The following is a 19,029-nucleotide window of genomic DNA, read 5'->3' on the forward strand; positions in this document are numbered from 1 at the left end:
ATCTTAGACAACCGCCTGCATTTCATCCCGGGCTACTATCCCAGGAATGTTTTCATCAATACCCACAGCTGTTATTTTCTCTGCCTTTATTACAGCATTCTGCTCTGCCACGGCATCAAGCTCCGAAATCTTGGAGCAGATAAGCTGCGCCACATTGCTCATAAGGGGAACCACAACCGAATTTCCAAACTGTCTGTATGCCTGGGTATCAGAGACAGTTATTTTGAATGTATCCGGAAATCCCTGCAGACGGGCACACTCCCTTGGTGTAAGTCTTCTTGGATTCTTTCCTTCCTGTGCAATAAGGATTTCTGATCCATCCTTGTAGTATCTTGCGCTTAATGTCCTTGATACTCCACCCGGATCTGCAATACCATATCCGAATCCATTTCCGGCTGCTTTATGCTTTGCAGCATATCCCTGAAGATACGTCCAGAGCTTGTCTGATAATGTATATTTTGAATCAACCTCTTTTTCAAGAATATCTCTCATGACAGGTTTGGGATCAACCCTGTTTATATCAAAAGAGAATCCTATATCACTGCCATAGCGCTTTCTGTCAAAGCCGACAATGATAATTCTCTCCCTGTGCTGAGGCACAAAGGCCTGTCCGTCAATGACCTGGTAGAATACCTCATAATCAAGCTCCTCAAGTGACTCGCAGATAACCTTGAATGTTCTTCCCCTGTCATGGCTGCAGAGGTTCTTAACATTCTCAAGCATAAATGCTTTAGGTCTCTTGGCCTTTAAGATTCTACATACATCAAAGAAAAGAGTTCCCTGTGTTTTGTCTTCAAAGCCTGTTGCCCTTCCCATACTCTGTTTCTTTGAAACACCCGCAATGGAGAATGGCTGACAGGGAAAACCGGCAACAAGAATATCATGATCCGGTATCTCATTCTCATCAACTTTTGTTATATCGCCCTCCGGCTGCTCACCGAAGTTTGCAAAATATGTCTGCTGGCTGTACTTGTTCCACTCGCTGGAATAAACGCAATGACCACCGGCATTTTCATAAGCAAGTCTCATTCCGCCTATGCCGGCAAAAAGATCTATGAATGTGAAGTTCGCATTCTCAGGAACTTCCTTGTTCTGATTATTTATATACTGCATGATTGCAGATGATACTACATCCTGCAGAGATGAATTCTCACTGGTGTTGCATCCTGTTAATGCTTCATAAACAGCATCATCAAGCCTGACATGTAACTGCTTTGCCATACTTTACTCCTCCCGGGTATTATCCCATACCAATTCTATCCCATTATAACAAAATCATGTCCGTGACACAATATATAGGGGAAATATGTGGTATATTATCCTTCCCCATACAAAATATACCTTCCAGTAGATTGTTTCCCGCTATACCTTACATACCTTACATTCTATTAATGACACATTAGGAGTCCTATAAAAATGCCAGCCTGAAAAGCCAGTATTCACCTGCTTTCTAATCAAAAAAGAGAACCAAAACATTAACTGTTCTGATTCTCCTGCTGCTCTAATACTGAACTCTCTTTACAATAAATGAAGAAAAGTCAGTTCCGCTTCGTTTATCTATGAAGCTCCCTGGGTCTATTTTTATATCCATCTGATCTTTCTTATCTGTCCTTACCAGAATACCGGACTCCGCATCCGTCGCAAGTTTAAGTGTACGAGCTGGTATTCTCATGACAATCAGTTCCATCTTTGAATTATCATTAAGGATTATATCCCAGTCTGTCTCCAACAGATTTGTCCTCAGATTTGCCCAGAACGCAGATTTGTCATCCGGCAACACAGAATACGTTGCTGTTTTATCTATGGCAACACCATGTTCATTAATAAATGTTATTGCTTCTGTCTTGGCACGCTTACCCAGCGCAAGCTTGGTCTTAATATCAATCGTGTTGATCAAGGATCCGGCTTTATCTGCTTTTGCATCAGAAAACACAGTTATTCCTATCAGCTGCATCAGAAACAAAGCTTCATCAAGGTACTGTCCAAGGAATACTTCACGGAACTTATCGACCTTTGGATTATTGCCTTTATTTTTATTATCACAGTCAAGCTTCCCTATGCTCCTGGCTTTCTCTATCAGGACAGATTCCAGATAGTCTATATCTGTATGTGTAAGGCTGTCGCTCTGTGTTGTAAGAATTACCACACTCTCCCACCAGTCTTTTCCCACTATATGCTGATTAATTCTCTTGGAAAGATCCGATGACTGTCCTACATAAACTTTAACGCTGACAGAGAAAAGAGAAGAGAACTACTTATTGCCACTGGCAAACGGATTCGAATTGAAGGCAGGCTCTCTCCGAGTCAAAGATAACGCCATCCATATCAAATATAACGCAGTAATCGTTTATCATCTCTCACCTTTTCTCAGAACACAAACGGGAATTCATATACATCGCCAACGCTGACAATGGCACCGCCATTAACCTCTGTCACTTCAAAGATTGCACCATCCCAACCGTAAGTAATTGTTCCTTTGACATTATCATCATATGAAACAAATGAAAGCTTTCCTGCACTGGCTTCCTCAACGCTTCCTTCGAGCTCTCCTGTTCTGTAGATGGATATCTTGCAGTTATAGCCGGACTCCCATCCTTCAGAAACGTAAAGTGATCCGTAGATTTCTCCGGTTCCCTGATTATCGATGTACATGCCGGTAACACCCTTGGCAGGTATTACAAAATCAACGCCCTTGAAAGCAGCAAACTCTTTTGCAATGAAATAACATCTTGTCTTGGTGCTGTTCTCCAGCAGGTCATAATACAGAACAGGATAAATGCTTCCACCTTCGTCTGCAGGACCGAGTGCTTCAAGTACTGCACTCTCCTTCATGCTATTCCAGTTTCGCTGGTCAGTGAGAACTTTTTCCTTGGTCTGATCATCAACGCCATCTGAGAATCTTCCCCACAGATCGTTCAGCTCATAATCCCATACCTTGAAATATAAGCTTGCAGCCACATTCATCTCAGCCTGGTTCTCGCTATCGCTTCTGCGTGAAGTGATGTGCTCACATATTGCATCCACTTTTGCAAACTCTTCTGCGTAAGAACCTGACTCCACAACAGCATTCTGTACTGCAAACTTGATCTCACTATCGTAGTCATACGAATAATCAAGCGTTGATGTCTCATCACAAATGCTCACGCCATAGGTCTGCTCTGCAGGAGCCACATCGGAATTATCACCCTGTCCGCTTCCATCTGCTACACCATAACCTGTCCCGGCATTATCGCCTGCTGCCTTGTCAGCATTTGCATCTGTCTGTGTTTCAAAAATGGAACTGATTTCTTCATTGCTAGTGCTACCTGCGCAGCCAGCCAATACCATCGCAGCAGTTGCAATAACAAATCCACATGTCACAAATTTTCTCATAATAGTACTACCCCTCGTTCCTTTTTGTACCAATAAATGGTAGTCCCGTTTTTGTACCTAAGTCAATGTGGATTATCTACAATCATGCTGCCAGCTCCAGATCATTTTCCAGCTCATTGCCCCAAATATCCCAGCTGGGAGTCTTCTGTCTCGCAAATAATTCTACCCGCGGAACTTCACCCATAAGTTCCAGGATCCTGTCTCTCGTCTCGGAAGGTTTCTTACTATGCTCTTCGATGTGGCTGATGATCACCTGATGGACTTTTCTGCTGACACGCTTAGGATGACCTTTGGTTGCCAAGAGACACACCTCAGCGTTGGCTCTTGTCCAGTAACCCATGCCCCAGAAAAGAGAATCCGATTTCTTGTTCTGCTTTGCCCAGACAAAGGCCACAGTCTTGTATTCAAATCCCCAGGCATCAATTACATCAAACGCTTCTTTCAGGTTCGGGAATGTTGCCCACATGAAAAGAGCTGCATCCTCCGCAGCGATATCTGCAACAGGAAGTCTACAGATGTCCTCCAGCTTCATAGTAGGATAATGATTCTCAGCTGCCTTTCCCTTCCCCTTGTCTGACCAGACTGCATATCTCCATGGCGGATCGCAATAGATCACGCTGTATTTTTTCTGCTCCCCATTTTTATTTTTGTTTTTCATTTTCACAAATCCCCCTTCAAAAGATCCACCTGCCCCATCTCCGGTACCCCGGCGTCGCAACGCTGCAAGTGGTGCATCCTGCGCCCATGATGCTCACTTGTTGGGGCACATCCCCAATCCCCTAAGCATTCAGATTAAAAATCTGACTACGCTCCTTCGGAGCTTTTTGAAAAAGTCGCCAAGATGATGGCATGGATTTGGGCACTGCCTCAGATGACAGTGCCCTGATTTTTACCGCGTGTGTTCACGCTCCTTATTTTCTTTCTGCTGACCATCGATACCCAGTATCTGGTCGATGTCATACTTTGCAGTCTGATATAACTGCATGTCCTTCTTAACTTCCTTGTACTCTGCATAGGCAGCTCTCTTTTTAGCCAGGACTTCATCATATTCTGCCGATAGTTCTTTTATCGATGGAAGTTTTCCTTCATGGTTGTTAAAAGAATCCTTGGCAGCCTTATGAGCCATGATGTCTTCCTTATGCTCTGCAAAAAACTTTTTGTTGTAACCGGACTTGCGGTAATCGGCATATATATCTCTGGTCCTGGCATAAGTGATGATGTTGCTACGAAGCTCAGAGATTTCCTTCAGCCTCTTTTCATAAGCCTTTATGTCGGAGCTGAGCTTGCTAAAACGGTCAGATGTATCTCCAGCTCTTTTCTCCAGTTCTTCATAAGAACGAAGTCCCTGCTCCTGGAAAAAGAGAATTGCCTTCATGACATTTTTCACATTGAACTTCTTAGCCCACATTTCATAGCCGGGACCTTTTCCTTTTGCAATGATGTCCTGAAGATTAAGAAGCAGGTCGAAGCTGTCCTCTTTGTAAAATGGAACACTGTCCTTCTTCATGTCAGCGCCTTTGGCAACACCCCCGATCTTTTTTACCAGCTCATCCTGGGTGTAACCTTTTCCAAGAGATCTGAATCTGATGAAACGCTGCTGACCATTCCCTCTTACAGAAATATGCTTGCCCCTCTTTATCTCATAGCCCAGCGCCGAAAGCTCTTTTAAAAAATCCTCAAAGGTCTTTGGCTTTTTGGAAAGAGCTATGTCGATATTCTCCCGGAGCCTGTCGCGAAAACTCGGGCCTGCATCTTCATGGATGTAAGTTGTCTTGCTGTGATATGGAGCCGGAGCAATCACGGAGTATCCATTTTCCATGCAGATAATGTTGGAAAGTTTTCCAAGGGCAATACCCGAACCCCAGAAGTTCCTGAACTTCCTGGTACAGTCCAGCGTAGTAGAATTAAAGATCACATGATTATGGATATGCTTCTTGTCAGTATGTGTCGCTACAATAAAAGCATGGTTGCCCTTTGTAAATCTCATGGCAGTTTCATATCCGATGCGGTTTGCTTCCTCCGGTGTAATCTCCCCGGGTTTGAACGACTGCCTGATCTGATATGCAATTACGTTGTCCGGCCTCTTAAGACCAGTTATCTGCTCATATTCTCTCTTTGATACTGCAAACTCTTCATCCACTGTCTTCGGATCACAGGCATATGAAGTCACATAAGTTCCGTTCTCGGTTTTGTCCGGGTTCATTGCATAATCCGTTCTCTCCCCGATACACTTATTAAGAGTCCTGCCTTTATTCTGATGTAATGCGATTAGTCTTGTCGCTGCCATAATCTCTCCATAGAATCACAAAATTGCGGCTACAGGATTCTCTCCCATAGCCGCACATATCACTTTATATTCGATAATCTTTCAAGTATCTGTCTGATGAGTTCCCAGATACCTTCCTGCTGAGTCCGGAGCTGCTCAATGTCACACTGATATATGCTGCCGGTCTCATTTGCTTTTTTCGCATACTGGTTCAGATTGTTGCTGTTGATGCGCATGAGCCTCACCACTTCCTTCACATCGGACAGGTCCAGCTTGATGATGTAGCCATCAATAGCCATCTTCTTCATATATGCATTCAGATTTTTTACCCCTGCTGCTTCCATGCAGTCCCTAATCCGCTGTCTTTCTTCAGGAGTTACCCTGACGTGGATCTCATTTCTTACCTTTTCCATATCACAGCACCAGCTCAGGAGCAAAACATCGATGAGGCCTTTCATCTGTTTCAGGCTTGCAGTCACGAAGTTTCTTCAGAAGAGAAGTCTTCTCCGCTTTCTCTTCTACCTTCTCGTGATGCTCTCTGATCTCCTCTTCATCAGGAATGCCATTACAGTTATCGTCGCGGAATTTTTCAGCAGGCTCTTCAACCTTGACGTTGTTAATGATGCCATCAAGATTGTTGTCGTTCTGCTCGATCTGGTCTTCCAGCCCTCTCCTCACATTTCCAAGAGCATTCGGGTCAAGCTCCTGTGGAAGCTTTATTCCAAACTCAACCCTGACCTTGTACTCGATAAGGGAAAAGACATATGCCGGCATGGTACGCACATCCCGCTCCCAGTCCTGCATTGTCCTGTAGGGAATATCAAGGTAATCAGCAAATTCTTTCCTGCTCATGCCGGTAGACTCCCGAAGCTGGATAAATCTTTCGCCCTGGGAAATGTCATTTGTTATCATAGGCATTGCATTTGTATCTGCCCCAATCTCAATATGCTGTGACACTGCCGGAGCAGTTCCATTAACGTCATCCCATTTTTCAACGGGTGTTCCAGTTTTTCTTTCCATAACAGCCTCACTCCCTTCTGAATTTTCTTTTGGGAAATCGAATCTCATACTGCACCGTTCCTTCATCGTCATAGGTGATATCAACGTAGCAGTTAAAAGTCTTGCCGGTCTTTCGGGACTTACAACCCATGAGCTTTACTGTTCCGCAGTTAAGGAGTTCCTCAGCAATCTCTCTTGTCATCTCCCGTCCGATGGCCTGGAAAAATCTGTTGTCCTTCCAGATGGCAAAGTTACAGTCCATGTTGTCACAGAAATACGCCTTATCTCTTTCAACAACGTTGGTGCCGCAGCAGGGACATACACCGACAACATCATCTGTAATAGGAGCTTCTATCTTTTCACCATCATCAAAGCTGCCAAAAGGAAGTTCATCATCGTAAGCTGATGCATCCATCCAGCCATCATCATTTACAATTCCCATAACTTTTACTCCTCTCCCATGAAGTCGTCACAGACATCTGAGCCAAAATCTGAAGCATAGTCCTCATCATATTCATATCTGTATTCATGGATAAGAATAGATGCAACTTCCTTGATGCCATCAGCCATATCTCTGGATGTCTCCAGCAGATCACTCGCATCACCAAAAAGAGAAAGCTCTTTCTCAACCAGATCAAGTGACCTTCTCATGGTCTGAGCCATATCCTTGATAAGATATGCCATATCGACTCCACTCTTTACTGACTTCAGAAGCTTTCTGTTCTCTTCATGAAGCTCGATGTTCTTCTCCATAATGTCCTGTTTTCTTGCCATTAAATTGCTACCCCCTTTTCATTGGCTGCGCCTCCGGCAGCCTTTTCCCTGCTTAGTCTTTCTTTTTCAATCTTGAGCTTGTCCAAAAGAGATGGTCTCTTTCCGCCAGCTCCATCCGGTAGGATCCTTACTGTTCCAAGAATCTTTCTGCCAACATTTCCATTAGTAGCTGTTTTGTCAGCAACAACACCCTCATCGTCCTTTAGTGGCCAGTCATCATCCTTCCTCTGATCATTAGCCTGCTCTCTCTGCTCCCTGGCATATTTTTCAAGCTCTGCCTCCTGCTCAGGACTCATTACCTGCGACTTTTCTTTATCCAGCATCTTGTCTTCCACAGCCCTGATGATTGTTGCTGATGTTGCCCTTATTGTATTAAGAGCAGCTTTCAGCTCTTTCATGGACTCATCGGTTGTATATGATGCAAGATATGGAAAAGAATATGCTCCGGTATCATAGCCAAAGAAGTTGAGGACAACGGCTGCAGTTCCTTCAGCTTCTATCTCTTTTCTGTTCTTACTGATATTACTGTCAGCATCGGAATGTAACTTGGCATGTACTACTTCATGAAGGCATGTCTTAAGAGTCTGCAGCTCACTCATATCTTTCTGAATTGCAATCCTTTTTTCAGCTACATGATAGTAACCCTTAGCCCTGGTGGTTATATCTTCATAACCGATAGGAACAGGACTCACTTCTCTTATGACATCCATGAGCAGGGAAAACTTATTAACATCACCCTTAAGTTCGTCTATTCCGAGCTTTGGAAGTTCTTTTCCTTCCGTCTGTGAAACATCGAAGGTGCTCTCTGCCTTGAATCCCATGAGATTGAGTTCCTGTTTTACTTTTACAGGTTCCCCATCTTTATCCAAAACAACCTTCCCGTTGGCATCCAGCTTATCTACTTCCTTTTCGATAGTATACGGAGCTGGGGCAATCACTTTGATCCCCTTTTCACCCTTCTTCACATAACGCCCCATCTTCTTCCACGCACCATAGCTCTGACATAAAGTTGCACCAGGCTTCTGCATGGAGATAAGGATGCAGTTGTTCAGAGAGTAATGTGGAAATTTTGCCATTGTAGCTAAAAGAGTCTTAAACTCTGCGCTGTTTCTTACAGCCTTTACTCCAACTTCAAGCTGGTCTGTCAGCTCTTTCAGCCTGTCTTCACGGCTTTTGAAGTTCATGTCCTGAGCATTATTATTTGTTTCTGCCATTCAGCTCACCTCATTTCTTTTTCACTGGTGCCTTAAAGGAAGAAGGAGCCTGCTTAGCAGACTCCCCCCCGGCAGCTTTCTTAGCCGCCTGTGCATATGAAATGTATCTCGACTTACGTGCCATCAGTCATCCTCCTCATCATGATATCCTTCCCAGATATCACTGAGTCTGGAAAAGAGGTCATTTTCATCAAAACAGAAATCCTCGCTGTCAGTGATTGTGCCTATTTCAGTCTTATACTCCGAGCAGATATTCCCATGCCCCATTCGTATTGACTTCACAAGAACGATATCGCCGTCCGCAAGGAGATATACCTGATCCCTGTCGAGAACATCCGCCTCTCCATCGCTGTCGGCACATTCTATGGTTTCATAAATCTTCACGGCCGGTATATAAAACAGTACCAGCGGGTCGGGAGCCATGTCCTTAATGTAAGTTGTAAGTACAGGAATATCCTCTTTGAAATAGTCATAGATATTCGGACAGAGGTTTTCCGTATATCTGTCAGCAAGGGCTTCTATGATCACTTCATCGTCCTCATACTCGTAATCATCAGAGCCACCGGTATAATCCAGCATCTCCATCCACTGGTCATAGTCAAGGAAGCTAAAGAGTCTTCCGAGAGACTCATGCAGCTTCTCTCTGGGAAAGATCTTTTCATCAACCATCACTCTTCCTCCCCACTATCATCATATGAACTCTCTTCATCATCACTGATGCTGCCAAGGTAGTCCTCATCCTCGTAGTCCTCATCGGGATCTGGCTGGGTGTTTTTCTTTTTTGAATTCTTTGTAGAAGTGTAATATATGAATCCGCCTGCACCGCCTAGAGCAATGATCAGAATAATAGCCATAATGCCATTCACATTAACATCCTTCTTTGGTTCCGGCTCAGGTTCAGGCTCTTTTACCGGTTCCGGTTCAGGTTCAGGGGTAGGAACAACCGGCTTCTCTTCTACCTTTTCCTCAACCTTGCCCTTTCCTGTAACAGCAATGTACTCGCTGACCTGGTCTTCATCCATAAGGGACAGAAGATCTGACTCGTCGACCATGTTAAGGAAATGTACCTTTTCGTTGCCCTCATCATCACGGTCAATGATGATGTAAAAATAGTTGCCGTTTTTGGTCATTACTGTGATGAACTGCTTTCCGCCAGCTTCAAGGCTGCCGTAATCATCCACAAGTTCCATATTTCCATCGGGAGTAAGTGGTCCCCACTTCTCCTCGATCTCAGGATCCTTACCCTCGCAGTTGCGATAATCTTCCTTGCATATTGGGCAATCCGGATTAACATGATCCTCTGTACATTTTGTTTCGCAGATACAGTCAGGACCTCCGGCTGCAGCTATTACAGGATTCAAATAAAAAAGTGACCCGCAAAGAGCCACTGACATGCCAAGAACTTTTGCCCTGGCTGTTATTGAATTAATAAACTTCATTTAACACATCCCCCTCAAACTTGTTATCGTTGTTTTCTGCAGCTTCTGTGCTGCCGGCAGGCTCTTTTCCGTCAGAGCTCTTCCCATTATCTTTACCGGAATTCTTATCCGATGCAGAACTCTTCTTAGGAGCAGGCTTTCTCTCTTCTTCGATATATCCGAGCCTCTCCGCAGCCTTTTCAGGTGTCATCTGCAAAAGGTTTATAACCCCGACAATGGCAGTAGCCTCCTCTGATCTGATATTTTCGTCCAGGGCATCCACCTTCTGCTGGAACTCTTCTATCTTTTTGATGTAGCGTTCCCGGTCAGCCCTGTACTTTCTTAACTTTTCAAACATATTCCCTCCATGTGTTAAGGCAGGCGGCCAAATCCAAGGTAATGGCTCTGCCAGTACGGTGTGTTTATTGATGAATAGTGAATAGGATTTCCTGCATGGATCATCATGCCGTTACCAACGTAGATTCCCACATGACTTGCCCCTGCCGTATCATAAGTACCCTGGAAAAAGATAAGGTCGCCGGGCTTTGCTTCTGATGAAGGAACATTTGCTGTTATATGCCGAAGACCATTAGCAGTCTGTCTGCCCACGTTCCAGCCGTTGCCGCAGTGGTTTATGACATAGCTCACAAATCCGGAGCAGTCAAAGCCGGATGGAGAATATCCACCCCAGACATAAGGAACACCGAGATACCTTTCAGCTTCATGGAGCATCCGGGCAAATTCTTCATCCGTAAGATATTCTCCCGGCACATGGTAATCGTCATAATCACCCGGTCCTGAGCCCGGAATGTTGTAGACATCATCCTCTCCAAAGAGATACTTCTTATTTCCAAAGGTCTCAAGCAGGATCTCGTATCGGACCATCTCATCCTCGGTAAATCCCAGCTCTTCCACCACCGCATCAAGAGTGTGGTTCACAAGATAGATATCACAGATATAGTAATCATATGGTTCAGGATCCTCGTCCTCATCTTCCGGCTCCGTATATCTGGTCTCCACAGTTTCTTCGTATGAAACCTCATACTGGAGATCAAAGATTTCCTGTAACTTGGACTGTACTTCATCCCTTGTATAGGACTCGAATATCACAGTAAGTATCGCTGCAAGCTGGTATGGATTATGTCCAACTTCATCAAGGTGGTAGTTTATCTCATCATAATCAGCGTGGTCTTCGGCTATATCATCAATCTCATCCTGTAGCCCTTCCTCAAGTTCTTTATAGTCATCCTCGACCGCAAGAATCTCTTCATCTTCTGCTGTAAAAGAGGTTGCAACTGTGATATCTCCTCCACCAGAACCAAGAGCTGCACAGGAGTTCATGATTCCTGAAAATGCCAGTATCAGTATAAGTATTCCGGCGATTATCGCAGATATAACAGGATTGTCCATGACAAATTCCTGTATCTTCTCTGCAAGAAGCCCGGCAAGGTCTTCTGCCTTGTCCGTGATCTTACGCCCTATCTTGCCGGTGTTCTCCGCAGCTTTGGCCTGTTTGGATGCAGCTTTTCTCTGCATTTCCTTCTTCATCCGCTCTCTGGCAGCGTCTTTGGCTACAGTATCAGCATCCTTTCCTTTATGGAGCTTGTTGCTGTACTTACTGCTCTTGGTCTTACTGGTAACACGGCTCACCGCACCACTGGCAACATAGCCTCCTGCTTCAAAAGCTTCCTCTGCAACGCTGCTCTCATCCTTGTCCTGGTCATCACTGTTCGCGCCAGAGACATCGCCCAGTACAGAAGCTACAGCTCCGACTCTTGCTGCAGCCTCACTGATACCGGATCTAGTCCGCTCCCTTGCCGCTTTCTGCTCAGCTTTCTTTGCGGAATCCTTCTGTTTCCTAACTTTTTCAGCATTTACAGTCTGACGTTTAACTTTTTCATGGCGGATATCCTCATCACTTTTCCCTGAATCGATTTTCCTGGAACGTTCCGCCCGGAACTTCTCCCCATAATACTTCTGCGCAGATTCTTTATCGCGGAGCTTGTCCGCATGCGTCATATCTTTTTGGGTTGCCCCCTTATCTTTGGGATTATCCCTTGTATATAAGTTTCCATCCATCACTCATCTCCCCATGAAACAGCTCAGGCTGACGCTTTATCAGCATCAGCCTTGTTTACGGTTTTCTCTATGAACTTCGTATTTATTACCTGATACAGCATGGTCTCTTTCGGGAACCTGTCTACAAACGGCAGGATAACGTTGCCATAAAAAATAAGCCCTTCGCCTTCTCCCGAATGTGTAACATACGAAAGCTGGTGTGGACTTATGTTAAGCTGTTTTGCAAGTATCGATCTGTCTCCGACCGCCTGGTTGAGCATGAGAATGAAATCAGAGTTCTCAAAAATGTTCTCAATCTCGCGGGAAGCCAGCAGATCCTTAATGTTCTGGGTTATGCCAGTCGGCATTCCTCCCCACTTTCTGAATCGCTTCCAGATCTCCACAGTGTAGGCTGCAGTCTGATCTTCACGCAAAAGCAAGTGCATTTCGTCAATATAGTATCTTGTGCTCTTTCCAAGCTCTCTGTTCGCAGAAACCCTGCCCCAGACAGCATCCTCTACAATGAGCATGCCTATCTTTTTGAGCTGCTTTCCCAGGTCCTTGATATCAAAGCACACAATCCTGTTGTTGATATCAACGTTTGTCCTGTGATTAAAGACATTCAGCGAACCCGTAACATATATCTCAAGCGCAGTTGCAACGAACTTTGCCTCAGGCTCTTCCTGCCTTAGGAGCTCATTATAAAGATCTTCCAGTATAGGGATGTTCTCCGGTACCGGATTCTCAAGATACTTCCTGTAGACCGTCCTTGTGCATCTGTCGATGACTGTCCTCTCCGCAGGCTTAAGCCCATCCCTTGAACCCAGGATAAGCTCGCACAGGGAAAGAATGAAATCAACCTTCAGCATTACAGGATTATCATCATCAGAATAGTTCATGTTGATATCCATGGGATTCACGTACTGGTCTGATGTGGGGCTGATTCTGATCACCTGCCCGCCCAGGTACTCTACCATTGCACGATACTCATTTTCTGGATCGCAGATGATGATATCATCGTCGGTTACCATGAATGCATTGGCTATCTCCCTCTTTGCGGCAAAAGACTTACCGGAACCGGGAGTACCAAGGATAAGGCCGTTCGGGTTCTTAAGGAGCTTCCTGTCAACCATGATAAGGTTGTTTGAAAGGGCATTTAAGCCATAATACAGTGCTCCCCTGTGATCCTGGAAAAGCTCCTGTGTCGTGAATGGTACAAATATCGCTGTTGAGCTTGTAGTCATGCCCCTCTGGATATCCACCTCATTATAGGCAAGCGGAAGGCTGCTGACAAATCCCTGCTCCTGCTGGAAGTCCAGCCGTACCAGGTTGCAGCTGTGTTTCTGTATTATGGAAGATGCCTGGAATATATTGTTTTCAAGCTCTTCCTTAGTCTTTCCCGTGTTCATGATAAGGAAAGTCAGAAGGAACATCCTCTCATTCTGCTGCTGTAATTCCTTCAGAAGGTCTTTTGCGTCCCTGCCATAAGTGACAAGGTCTGAAGGAAGTACGTCCATGTCATAACCGGCACGTACCGCCTTTTTCTGCTCTTCTATTTTACTACGGTCCAGCTCCGTTATGGTATGCTTTACTGTCTTTATCGCCTCATTCTGGTCTACAGACTGAAGGTGCATGGTGACTATCTGACTTGACTCCATACCAAGGATCTCAGCAAGCATCCTGTCACTGATATCGGATGCATCGATGGAAAGAAAGCTCATGGCGCACCATGTATCTCCCATCTTGAAATACCTTCCTGTAGGAAACTCAAAGGAGCTTGGTACCACAAAATCTTTTACCGAAAGCCCGGTCTTTACCAGATACTTCCAGTCAAAGTGAAACTTAGCATTGTCCCCGATATGCATCTGCCTGTGCATGAGTTCAAGCCTCTCATAACCATTTAATGTCTGGGCCAGGACTCCAAGTGTCTTGAAGTTATTGAGGATATCCATCTCGATATGCACAAGCCTTGGCTTTGCTGACTTCATGGAATCAGCATGGATACCGAATGTGATGTACTTCGTCTTGGTAAGTCCATTGTTACCGGCTTCCATATTCTTAAGAAGGACTCCCGAGTACTCATCACGGACATCATTGAACCTGTCCTCCTGATGCTGTATCTTTATCTTCTTCTCAAAGTCGCCCACTTCTGTAGCGAAGTTCATGAAAGAAAGCTCAAAATGCACGGAGCTGTCAAAGAAGTTAAGGAAGCTGCACCATTCCTCAAAGATCTCCTTTTTGTCCTCCTGCTGTGCCAGCTGGTAGTTGATATCCTGGAACTGGATTGTCTTGGTGTAATAGTCAGTTCCCACCCTGCAGATCCCGTCAGGGAACATCCTCTCAAAAGGCAACGTCTGCTGCGCTGTCCTGGGCGTTCCGTCATTTTTCTGCGCATTCTTTATGATCTGTCTTATTTCTTTCTGTTCACGCTTTGACAGCCCTTCCGGCATATCAAACTCTCGTGTGCTCTTATTTCTTAGCGGAAGTACGAACAATCTTTTCCACCTCCCTCTCTGCAGCCGCCTGTCTCATGAGCGCTGCATAATAGTTATCCGTTTTATACGGACGTTTCTTTGGCCTTACAAAAATGGCCTCAATAAAATGCCCCATATAGACTTCCAAAGGTCGCCCATTCTTTTCATACATGGCAAAAAAGAAGATCGGCATCATTATCACCATCATTCCCATAACTGCCACGTTCACGGTAGCCACATTCCTTATAAGAAAAAATGACGGAACTCCTATGAGTGCCGCCACCCCAAAGCAGATGAGCTGCCTTTTTGTGAGATTGAAAATAATCTTGCTCTTTACCTTTGTTAAGTCCCTGGGGACACTGATGTACGAAGCTGCCATATCAATAACCGGAATTCTGTTTATTACAGGAATTGTCTGTTTCCTGTGATAACAACTGGTAACTACAATTTGTTTTATGACTCCATTTGTTTATTCCGGTATCCTCCCTTCCTTATTACTGCCTATTACGCTGCGTTTAGAATAGCCTTGCTCACTGTACTGGTCTTGAAAAGAGACAGTCCAAGAAGGAAAGTGTATCCAAGCACCTTCCATAACGAGCCGACTATATCTGCCGAAAATGAAACTGATGCGATCAACATTGCATAGATACCCACGCATATCATGATGAGAAATCCCTGGAATCCAAGAGCAAACAGGCTCTTTACATAATGCATGCCAATACTGCTGTGCTCCTTGTTACCCCATGTTGCAAACGGGATCGGAGCCATGGAAACATACATGTATATCTCGATCATACGCACCATGATGATGACAAAAATGAGCTTTGAAGCAAGCTGCGTCAGTATCATGATGATGGAGACCTGGAAAAACAGGGCAAATATACTCCATATATCCATGGCTTCTATCGTTGACTGCATTGCCGCAAGTGCTGATGAATCTATCGCCGTTGAAGCGCCTATAACTCCCCCTGCGTTTAAAATCACATGCTGTGCCACATCAAACACCGCCATGGTGAAATCAAAAGTGTGTGTGATAAGCTCCACCGCAATGGCTGTCTTGAATACCCACTTCCATATGAACCAGGTCTCAAAATTTGCCAGGTTGTTGTAGCTGACTATCAGCTGTATCAGTTCATAACAGGCCACAAAAGTCAGGATTATGCCCGCGATGGGCATTATGACAGTATCGGATATGTTTCTGATCATGCTAAAGACTGACGGAGAAAAAGCTGAAGGCGTTGTTGCAACGTCCGATGCAATGACCCCCACCTCGTCATTAACGCAGTTAAACATGGAGCTTAAGACATTCATGAGATATGGGATTATCAGCTCTTTTAAATGCTCCTCAATCTGTTCAAATAATCTGTCCAATCTGTGTCTCCTGTTCTTGTTTCGTTTTTAGTGAAAAAGAGCTGGTCACAGGATATAGTCCCATGCCAGCCCATAACAGTTACAATATTCAGTTTTTAATATGATGTCCTCTTTCCGTTACTTCGAAGTCTTCTTTGAGGCTGCAGCCTTCTTCATAACTGACTCCGCAGTCTTCTCATCAACCTTTGTAAGGTCAATGACAAGATATCTTGGTTCATTGTTTTTCAGTAATATGGCTGAGCCGAACTCACCAACTACCTTAGTAACTTTGGAAAAATTATGATTTGCATCAGTGATTGGGAGCATAGCTTTCGTGTCTACATTCATGGAAGTACCTGCCTTTCATGAATATAGTAGCACGAATACTACGCATGTTCAATCAGAATAATCCTGAAAGAAGAGGAACAAGTGTTGTGCCGATTAATGCGACACCTCCACCCGCCATCAGCTGTTTCATCCCCTGTGATTTGGCGCCTGGATTGTCGTTTCCATAACCTTCAAGAAGGTTGATGCCGCCCCAAATTCCGAGGCCTGCGCCCAATGCGATGACAACGGTGCCAAGTGTTGAAATTGAACTCTGGAAGAATGCCATAGTGCTATTATTCTACCGTACTATAATAGCCCTTATTTGTTGTTGTGACTATTATAGCACGGTATCTCCTTTCTGCAAATAGTTTTTGTTTGTTAGCGACAATTCGCTTGTTTACTCGATTGCCGGTTGATAGTTACATTCCGGGAGCCCGTCGACTGACACCCGGTACATGGCCATGCCTGCCTGTTTCCAGGCAATATATAAAGCCATATGGAAATGCCTTTTATTGACATAACCGCAGGCTTCATACCAATAGATTATTCAGTTACTTCGATGACTTCATACTCGTCATCCGGTCTGAGCTTCAGTTCATGACTTAAGAACTTCTCGGCATCAAACCAGTTCTTTTTGTCTGCATCCGCTGTATACTTGTAGTTGGGATGCTTCGTAAGGTCGTACTTATCTGACAGGAAAGGCCTTACGCCCCTTACCTGCACTATACATTTACTGCCATCCATGACAGCCAGCTCATCAATACTCATGAGCTCATGCCCCAATTTCTGGTAGTTCATGTTGTAGCTCTGCTGTGATCCCCTCGACTCCCCGGTGTTGTACATATCGATAGTTTCCTTGCCCAAAGTGGCATTTAGGTCCTTAAGAGTGGACTGCTCTGTACCACCAAGGAATATCTGTGAATCGCAGTTAGCGCAGATGGTCTCTGCATTATCTTTGTAGATTGCCTTGAGCTGTGACTTTGCCTGCAGGACTAATGCCGCAGATATTTCACGACTTCGGATTGTTGCCATAAGCTTTTCAAGGTTCGGGATCTGCCCGACGTTCGCCGCCTCATCTATGAGGCATCTTACGTGAACCGGAAGCCTTCCGCCATAGTGATCATCTGCCTTTTCGCACAGGATGTTGAACATCTGGGAATATATCATTGCAAGCAGGAAGTTGAATGTCGGGTCTGTATCAGACATTATGAGAAAAAGTATTGTCTTCTTATCCCCAAGTGTATCCAGCTCCAGCTCATCATAGCTCATAATTTCCCGTACCTGTGGAATGTCAAATGGTGCCAACCTCGCACCACAGCTGACCAAAATACTTTTGCTTGTCTTGCCGGCCGCAAGCTTAAATTTGACATACTGTCTTACAGCGAAGTGGTCAGGGTTCTCTTTTGCCACCCTGTCAAACAGGATATCCACGGCATTCCGGAAGGATTCATCATCTTCCCTAACCTCCATGGAGTTGATCATCTCAACAAGAGTATTGAAGTTCCTCTCTTCCTCCGGAGCCTCATAATATATCAGGCCGATAAGCGCCGTATACAGGAGCTTCTCCGCCTTCTCCCAGAAAGGATCTCCGGGAGTGCCTTCCCCTTTGGTGTTTGCCATAAGAGTTGTGACAAGCTTCAATATATCAGTCTCCGAATGGATGTACTCAAAAGGATTATATCTCATGCTCTTCTTGAAATTGATGGTATTGAAGATCTTTATCCTGTAACCGGCCTTCAGAAAGACATTACCAACTTCGCCCAAAAGAGTTCCTTTCGGATCAGATAAAACATAGCTGCTATGGAGCTGCAAAAGATTCGGCTTGATCCAGAACCTTGTTTTACCGGAGCCGGAGCCGCCCACGATAAGGACATTCTTGTTCCTGGCATACTTCGGATCTTTTGGTCTCGAATTCATTGTAATACGTTCTGTCTGCGACAGAATCACGTTATTCTTAAAATCAGGATCTTCAAAAGGTTCTATGTCTTCATGTTTCCCCCACCTCGCTGAGCCATATTCTCTATTATGGCGAAAGGTCTTGGCGTTCTTACCTTTAAGGTAGACCGCCAGTCTGAGCGCTGCGCCGCAGGCAATACCGACCGCAAGGTCAAAGGGCTTAAGGCTGGGCAATATGTTGGAAAAAGCTGTGCTCAGTCCACCATACAGGACCAGGCCCTGAATCTTCTCCGACATGTTGCTTCCCCAGGATATCCTCCAGGCTTCTCCAAAGTTAGTACAAAAGAGCCCCACAACAAAGTAAGGGATATTCAGGATAATGGTCTTTTTCATCTTACTGTTCATCTGGCCTTCTCCTTGAATTTCTCTTTTACCCTGCGTGGCTGCTTTGCGATCTGCTCCTTTAGCTTTCTAAGCTGCTGGATAAGACTTGGCTTTTCTCTCTGTTCCCGATTTACCACCTTTGCAGAGTATTCTTTCACTACTGCGCTGATGGCATCGATATCTTTTGCCTTGAAAAAGCATGTATATCTGGGTGGGTCAGATGTCTTGTCTTTTACGATTGCAAAATCAACTCCGTACTTGTTTGCAATGCGCTTGAAAGTGCGGATGCTCTCGCCGCCAATTTCCATGGCAGAAGCACCCTGCCCCTGCCGGATAAGCTGCTTTACAGTCATCTTTCCCTGCTTCGGGGCTTTGGATTTACTGTCTACATGCCGGAGGAATGCGACCAGTCCTTTGATCAGCGTCCTTGTCGTGACCTTGCTTGCCCTGTAGCAGAAGGCTATGTATTTTGCTGCTACTTCTTCATTCATAGACTA

21 protein-coding genes are annotated in these 19,029 nt (G+C 44.9%); all 21 read right to left on the reverse strand.

Features of this window, described 5'->3' with window-relative positions; translation table 11 throughout:
- Positions 1 to 3 precede the first annotated feature (3 nt).
- The 21 genes from dcm to J6O61_RS14485 all read right to left on the reverse strand — a co-directional run bounded on the left by dcm (position 4) and on the right by J6O61_RS14485 (position 19,023).
- On the reverse strand, positions 4 to 1,221 hold the full coding sequence (gene dcm / locus J6O61_RS14385; RefSeq protein ID WP_292214637.1) for a DNA (cytosine-5-)-methyltransferase: 1,218 nt from the start codon (positions 1,219 to 1,221) through the stop codon (positions 4 to 6).
- Positions 1,222 to 1,501: 280 nt separating this feature from the next.
- Positions 1,502 to 2,170 (reverse strand): hypothetical protein, encoded by a 669-nt coding sequence (locus J6O61_RS14390; protein ID WP_292214639.1) that lies wholly within the window; start codon positions 2,168 to 2,170, stop codon positions 1,502 to 1,504.
- 197 nt (positions 2,171 to 2,367) lie between these two features.
- A complete protein-coding gene (locus J6O61_RS14395) occupies positions 2,368 to 3,372 on the reverse strand; it encodes a lysozyme inhibitor LprI family protein (RefSeq protein ID WP_292214641.1) in 1,005 nt (334 codons plus the stop codon).
- 82 nt (positions 3,373 to 3,454) lie between these two features.
- Complete coding sequence (locus tag J6O61_RS14400; RefSeq protein WP_292214643.1) at positions 3,455 to 4,030, reverse strand: MT-A70 family methyltransferase; 576 nt, start codon at positions 4,028 to 4,030, stop codon at positions 3,455 to 3,457.
- 231 nt (positions 4,031 to 4,261) lie between these two features.
- Positions 4,262 to 5,659 carry a relaxase/mobilization nuclease domain-containing protein gene (locus J6O61_RS14405; RefSeq protein WP_292214645.1) on the reverse strand — a complete coding sequence of 466 codons (1,398 nt, stop codon included), beginning with the start codon at positions 5,657 to 5,659 and terminating at the stop codon, positions 4,262 to 4,264.
- 59 nt (positions 5,660 to 5,718) lie between these two features.
- Complete coding sequence (locus J6O61_RS14410) at positions 5,719 to 6,051, reverse strand: plasmid mobilization protein (RefSeq protein WP_292214647.1); 333 nt, start codon at positions 6,049 to 6,051, stop codon at positions 5,719 to 5,721.
- Position 6,052: 1 nt separating this feature from the next.
- On the reverse strand, positions 6,053 to 6,658 hold the full coding sequence (locus tag J6O61_RS19490) for a helix-turn-helix domain-containing protein (RefSeq protein ID WP_330613793.1): 606 nt from the start codon (positions 6,656 to 6,658) through the stop codon (positions 6,053 to 6,055).
- A 7-nt stretch (positions 6,659 to 6,665) separates the two neighbouring features.
- The gene (locus J6O61_RS14420) at positions 6,666 to 7,079 is read right to left on the reverse strand and encodes a hypothetical protein (RefSeq protein WP_292214649.1); all 414 of its coding nucleotides are present in this window, start codon (positions 7,077 to 7,079) and stop codon (positions 6,666 to 6,668) included.
- A 5-nt stretch (positions 7,080 to 7,084) separates the two neighbouring features.
- The gene (locus J6O61_RS14425; RefSeq protein WP_292214650.1) at positions 7,085 to 7,411 is read right to left on the reverse strand and encodes a hypothetical protein; all 327 of its coding nucleotides are present in this window, start codon (positions 7,409 to 7,411) and stop codon (positions 7,085 to 7,087) included.
- On the reverse strand, positions 7,411 to 8,625 hold the full coding sequence (locus tag J6O61_RS14430; protein ID WP_292214652.1) for an ArdC-like ssDNA-binding domain-containing protein: 1,215 nt from the start codon (positions 8,623 to 8,625) through the stop codon (positions 7,411 to 7,413). The genes J6O61_RS14425 and J6O61_RS14430 overlap by 1 nt, the downstream gene beginning before the upstream one ends.
- A 123-nt stretch (positions 8,626 to 8,748) precedes the next feature.
- Complete coding sequence (locus tag J6O61_RS14435) at positions 8,749 to 9,294, reverse strand: hypothetical protein (protein ID WP_292214654.1); 546 nt, start codon at positions 9,292 to 9,294, stop codon at positions 8,749 to 8,751.
- On the reverse strand, positions 9,294 to 10,064 hold the full coding sequence (locus J6O61_RS14440) for a DUF4366 domain-containing protein (RefSeq protein ID WP_292214657.1): 771 nt from the start codon (positions 10,062 to 10,064) through the stop codon (positions 9,294 to 9,296). Before J6O61_RS14440 ends, J6O61_RS14435 begins: the two co-directional genes overlap by 1 nt.
- The gene (locus tag J6O61_RS14445; RefSeq protein ID WP_292214659.1) at positions 10,051 to 10,401 is read right to left on the reverse strand and encodes a DUF4315 family protein; all 351 of its coding nucleotides are present in this window, start codon (positions 10,399 to 10,401) and stop codon (positions 10,051 to 10,053) included. Before J6O61_RS14445 ends, J6O61_RS14440 begins: the two co-directional genes overlap by 14 nt.
- Before the next feature lie 14 nt (positions 10,402 to 10,415).
- Positions 10,416 to 12,122, reverse strand: a complete 1,707-nt coding sequence (locus J6O61_RS14450) for a C40 family peptidase (RefSeq protein ID WP_292214661.1) — start codon at positions 12,120 to 12,122, stop codon at positions 10,416 to 10,418.
- Between the two features lie 23 nt (positions 12,123 to 12,145).
- A complete protein-coding gene (locus J6O61_RS14455; RefSeq protein ID WP_292214742.1) occupies positions 12,146 to 14,551 on the reverse strand; it encodes a VirB4-like conjugal transfer ATPase, CD1110 family in 2,406 nt (801 codons plus the stop codon).
- Positions 14,552 to 14,570: 19 nt separating this feature from the next.
- A complete protein-coding gene (locus tag J6O61_RS14460) occupies positions 14,571 to 14,954 on the reverse strand; it encodes a PrgI family protein (protein ID WP_292214662.1) in 384 nt (127 codons plus the stop codon).
- 125 nt (positions 14,955 to 15,079) lie between these two features.
- Positions 15,080 to 15,946, reverse strand: a complete 867-nt coding sequence (locus J6O61_RS14465) for a VirB6/TrbL-like conjugal transfer protein, CD1112 family (protein WP_292214663.1) — start codon at positions 15,944 to 15,946, stop codon at positions 15,080 to 15,082.
- Positions 15,947 to 16,063: 117 nt separating this feature from the next.
- Positions 16,064 to 16,273: a type II toxin-antitoxin system Phd/YefM family antitoxin gene (locus J6O61_RS14470; protein ID WP_292214665.1), complete on the reverse strand. Its 210-nt coding sequence runs from the start codon at positions 16,271 to 16,273 to the stop codon at positions 16,064 to 16,066.
- A gap of 52 nt (positions 16,274 to 16,325) precedes the next feature.
- The gene (locus J6O61_RS14475; protein ID WP_292214666.1) at positions 16,326 to 16,538 is read right to left on the reverse strand and encodes a Maff2 family mobile element protein; all 213 of its coding nucleotides are present in this window, start codon (positions 16,536 to 16,538) and stop codon (positions 16,326 to 16,328) included.
- Between the two features lie 257 nt (positions 16,539 to 16,795).
- A complete protein-coding gene (locus J6O61_RS14480) occupies positions 16,796 to 18,553 on the reverse strand; it encodes a VirD4-like conjugal transfer protein, CD1115 family (protein ID WP_292214669.1) in 1,758 nt (585 codons plus the stop codon).
- The gene (locus J6O61_RS14485; RefSeq protein ID WP_292214671.1) at positions 18,550 to 19,023 is read right to left on the reverse strand and encodes a PcfB family protein; all 474 of its coding nucleotides are present in this window, start codon (positions 19,021 to 19,023) and stop codon (positions 18,550 to 18,552) included. Before J6O61_RS14485 ends, J6O61_RS14480 begins: the two co-directional genes overlap by 4 nt.
- Between the last annotated feature and the right edge of the window lie 6 nt (positions 19,024 to 19,029).

The organism is Butyrivibrio sp. (assembly GCF_017635265.1).
Classification (GTDB): Bacteria; Bacillota; Clostridia; order Lachnospirales; family Lachnospiraceae; genus Butyrivibrio.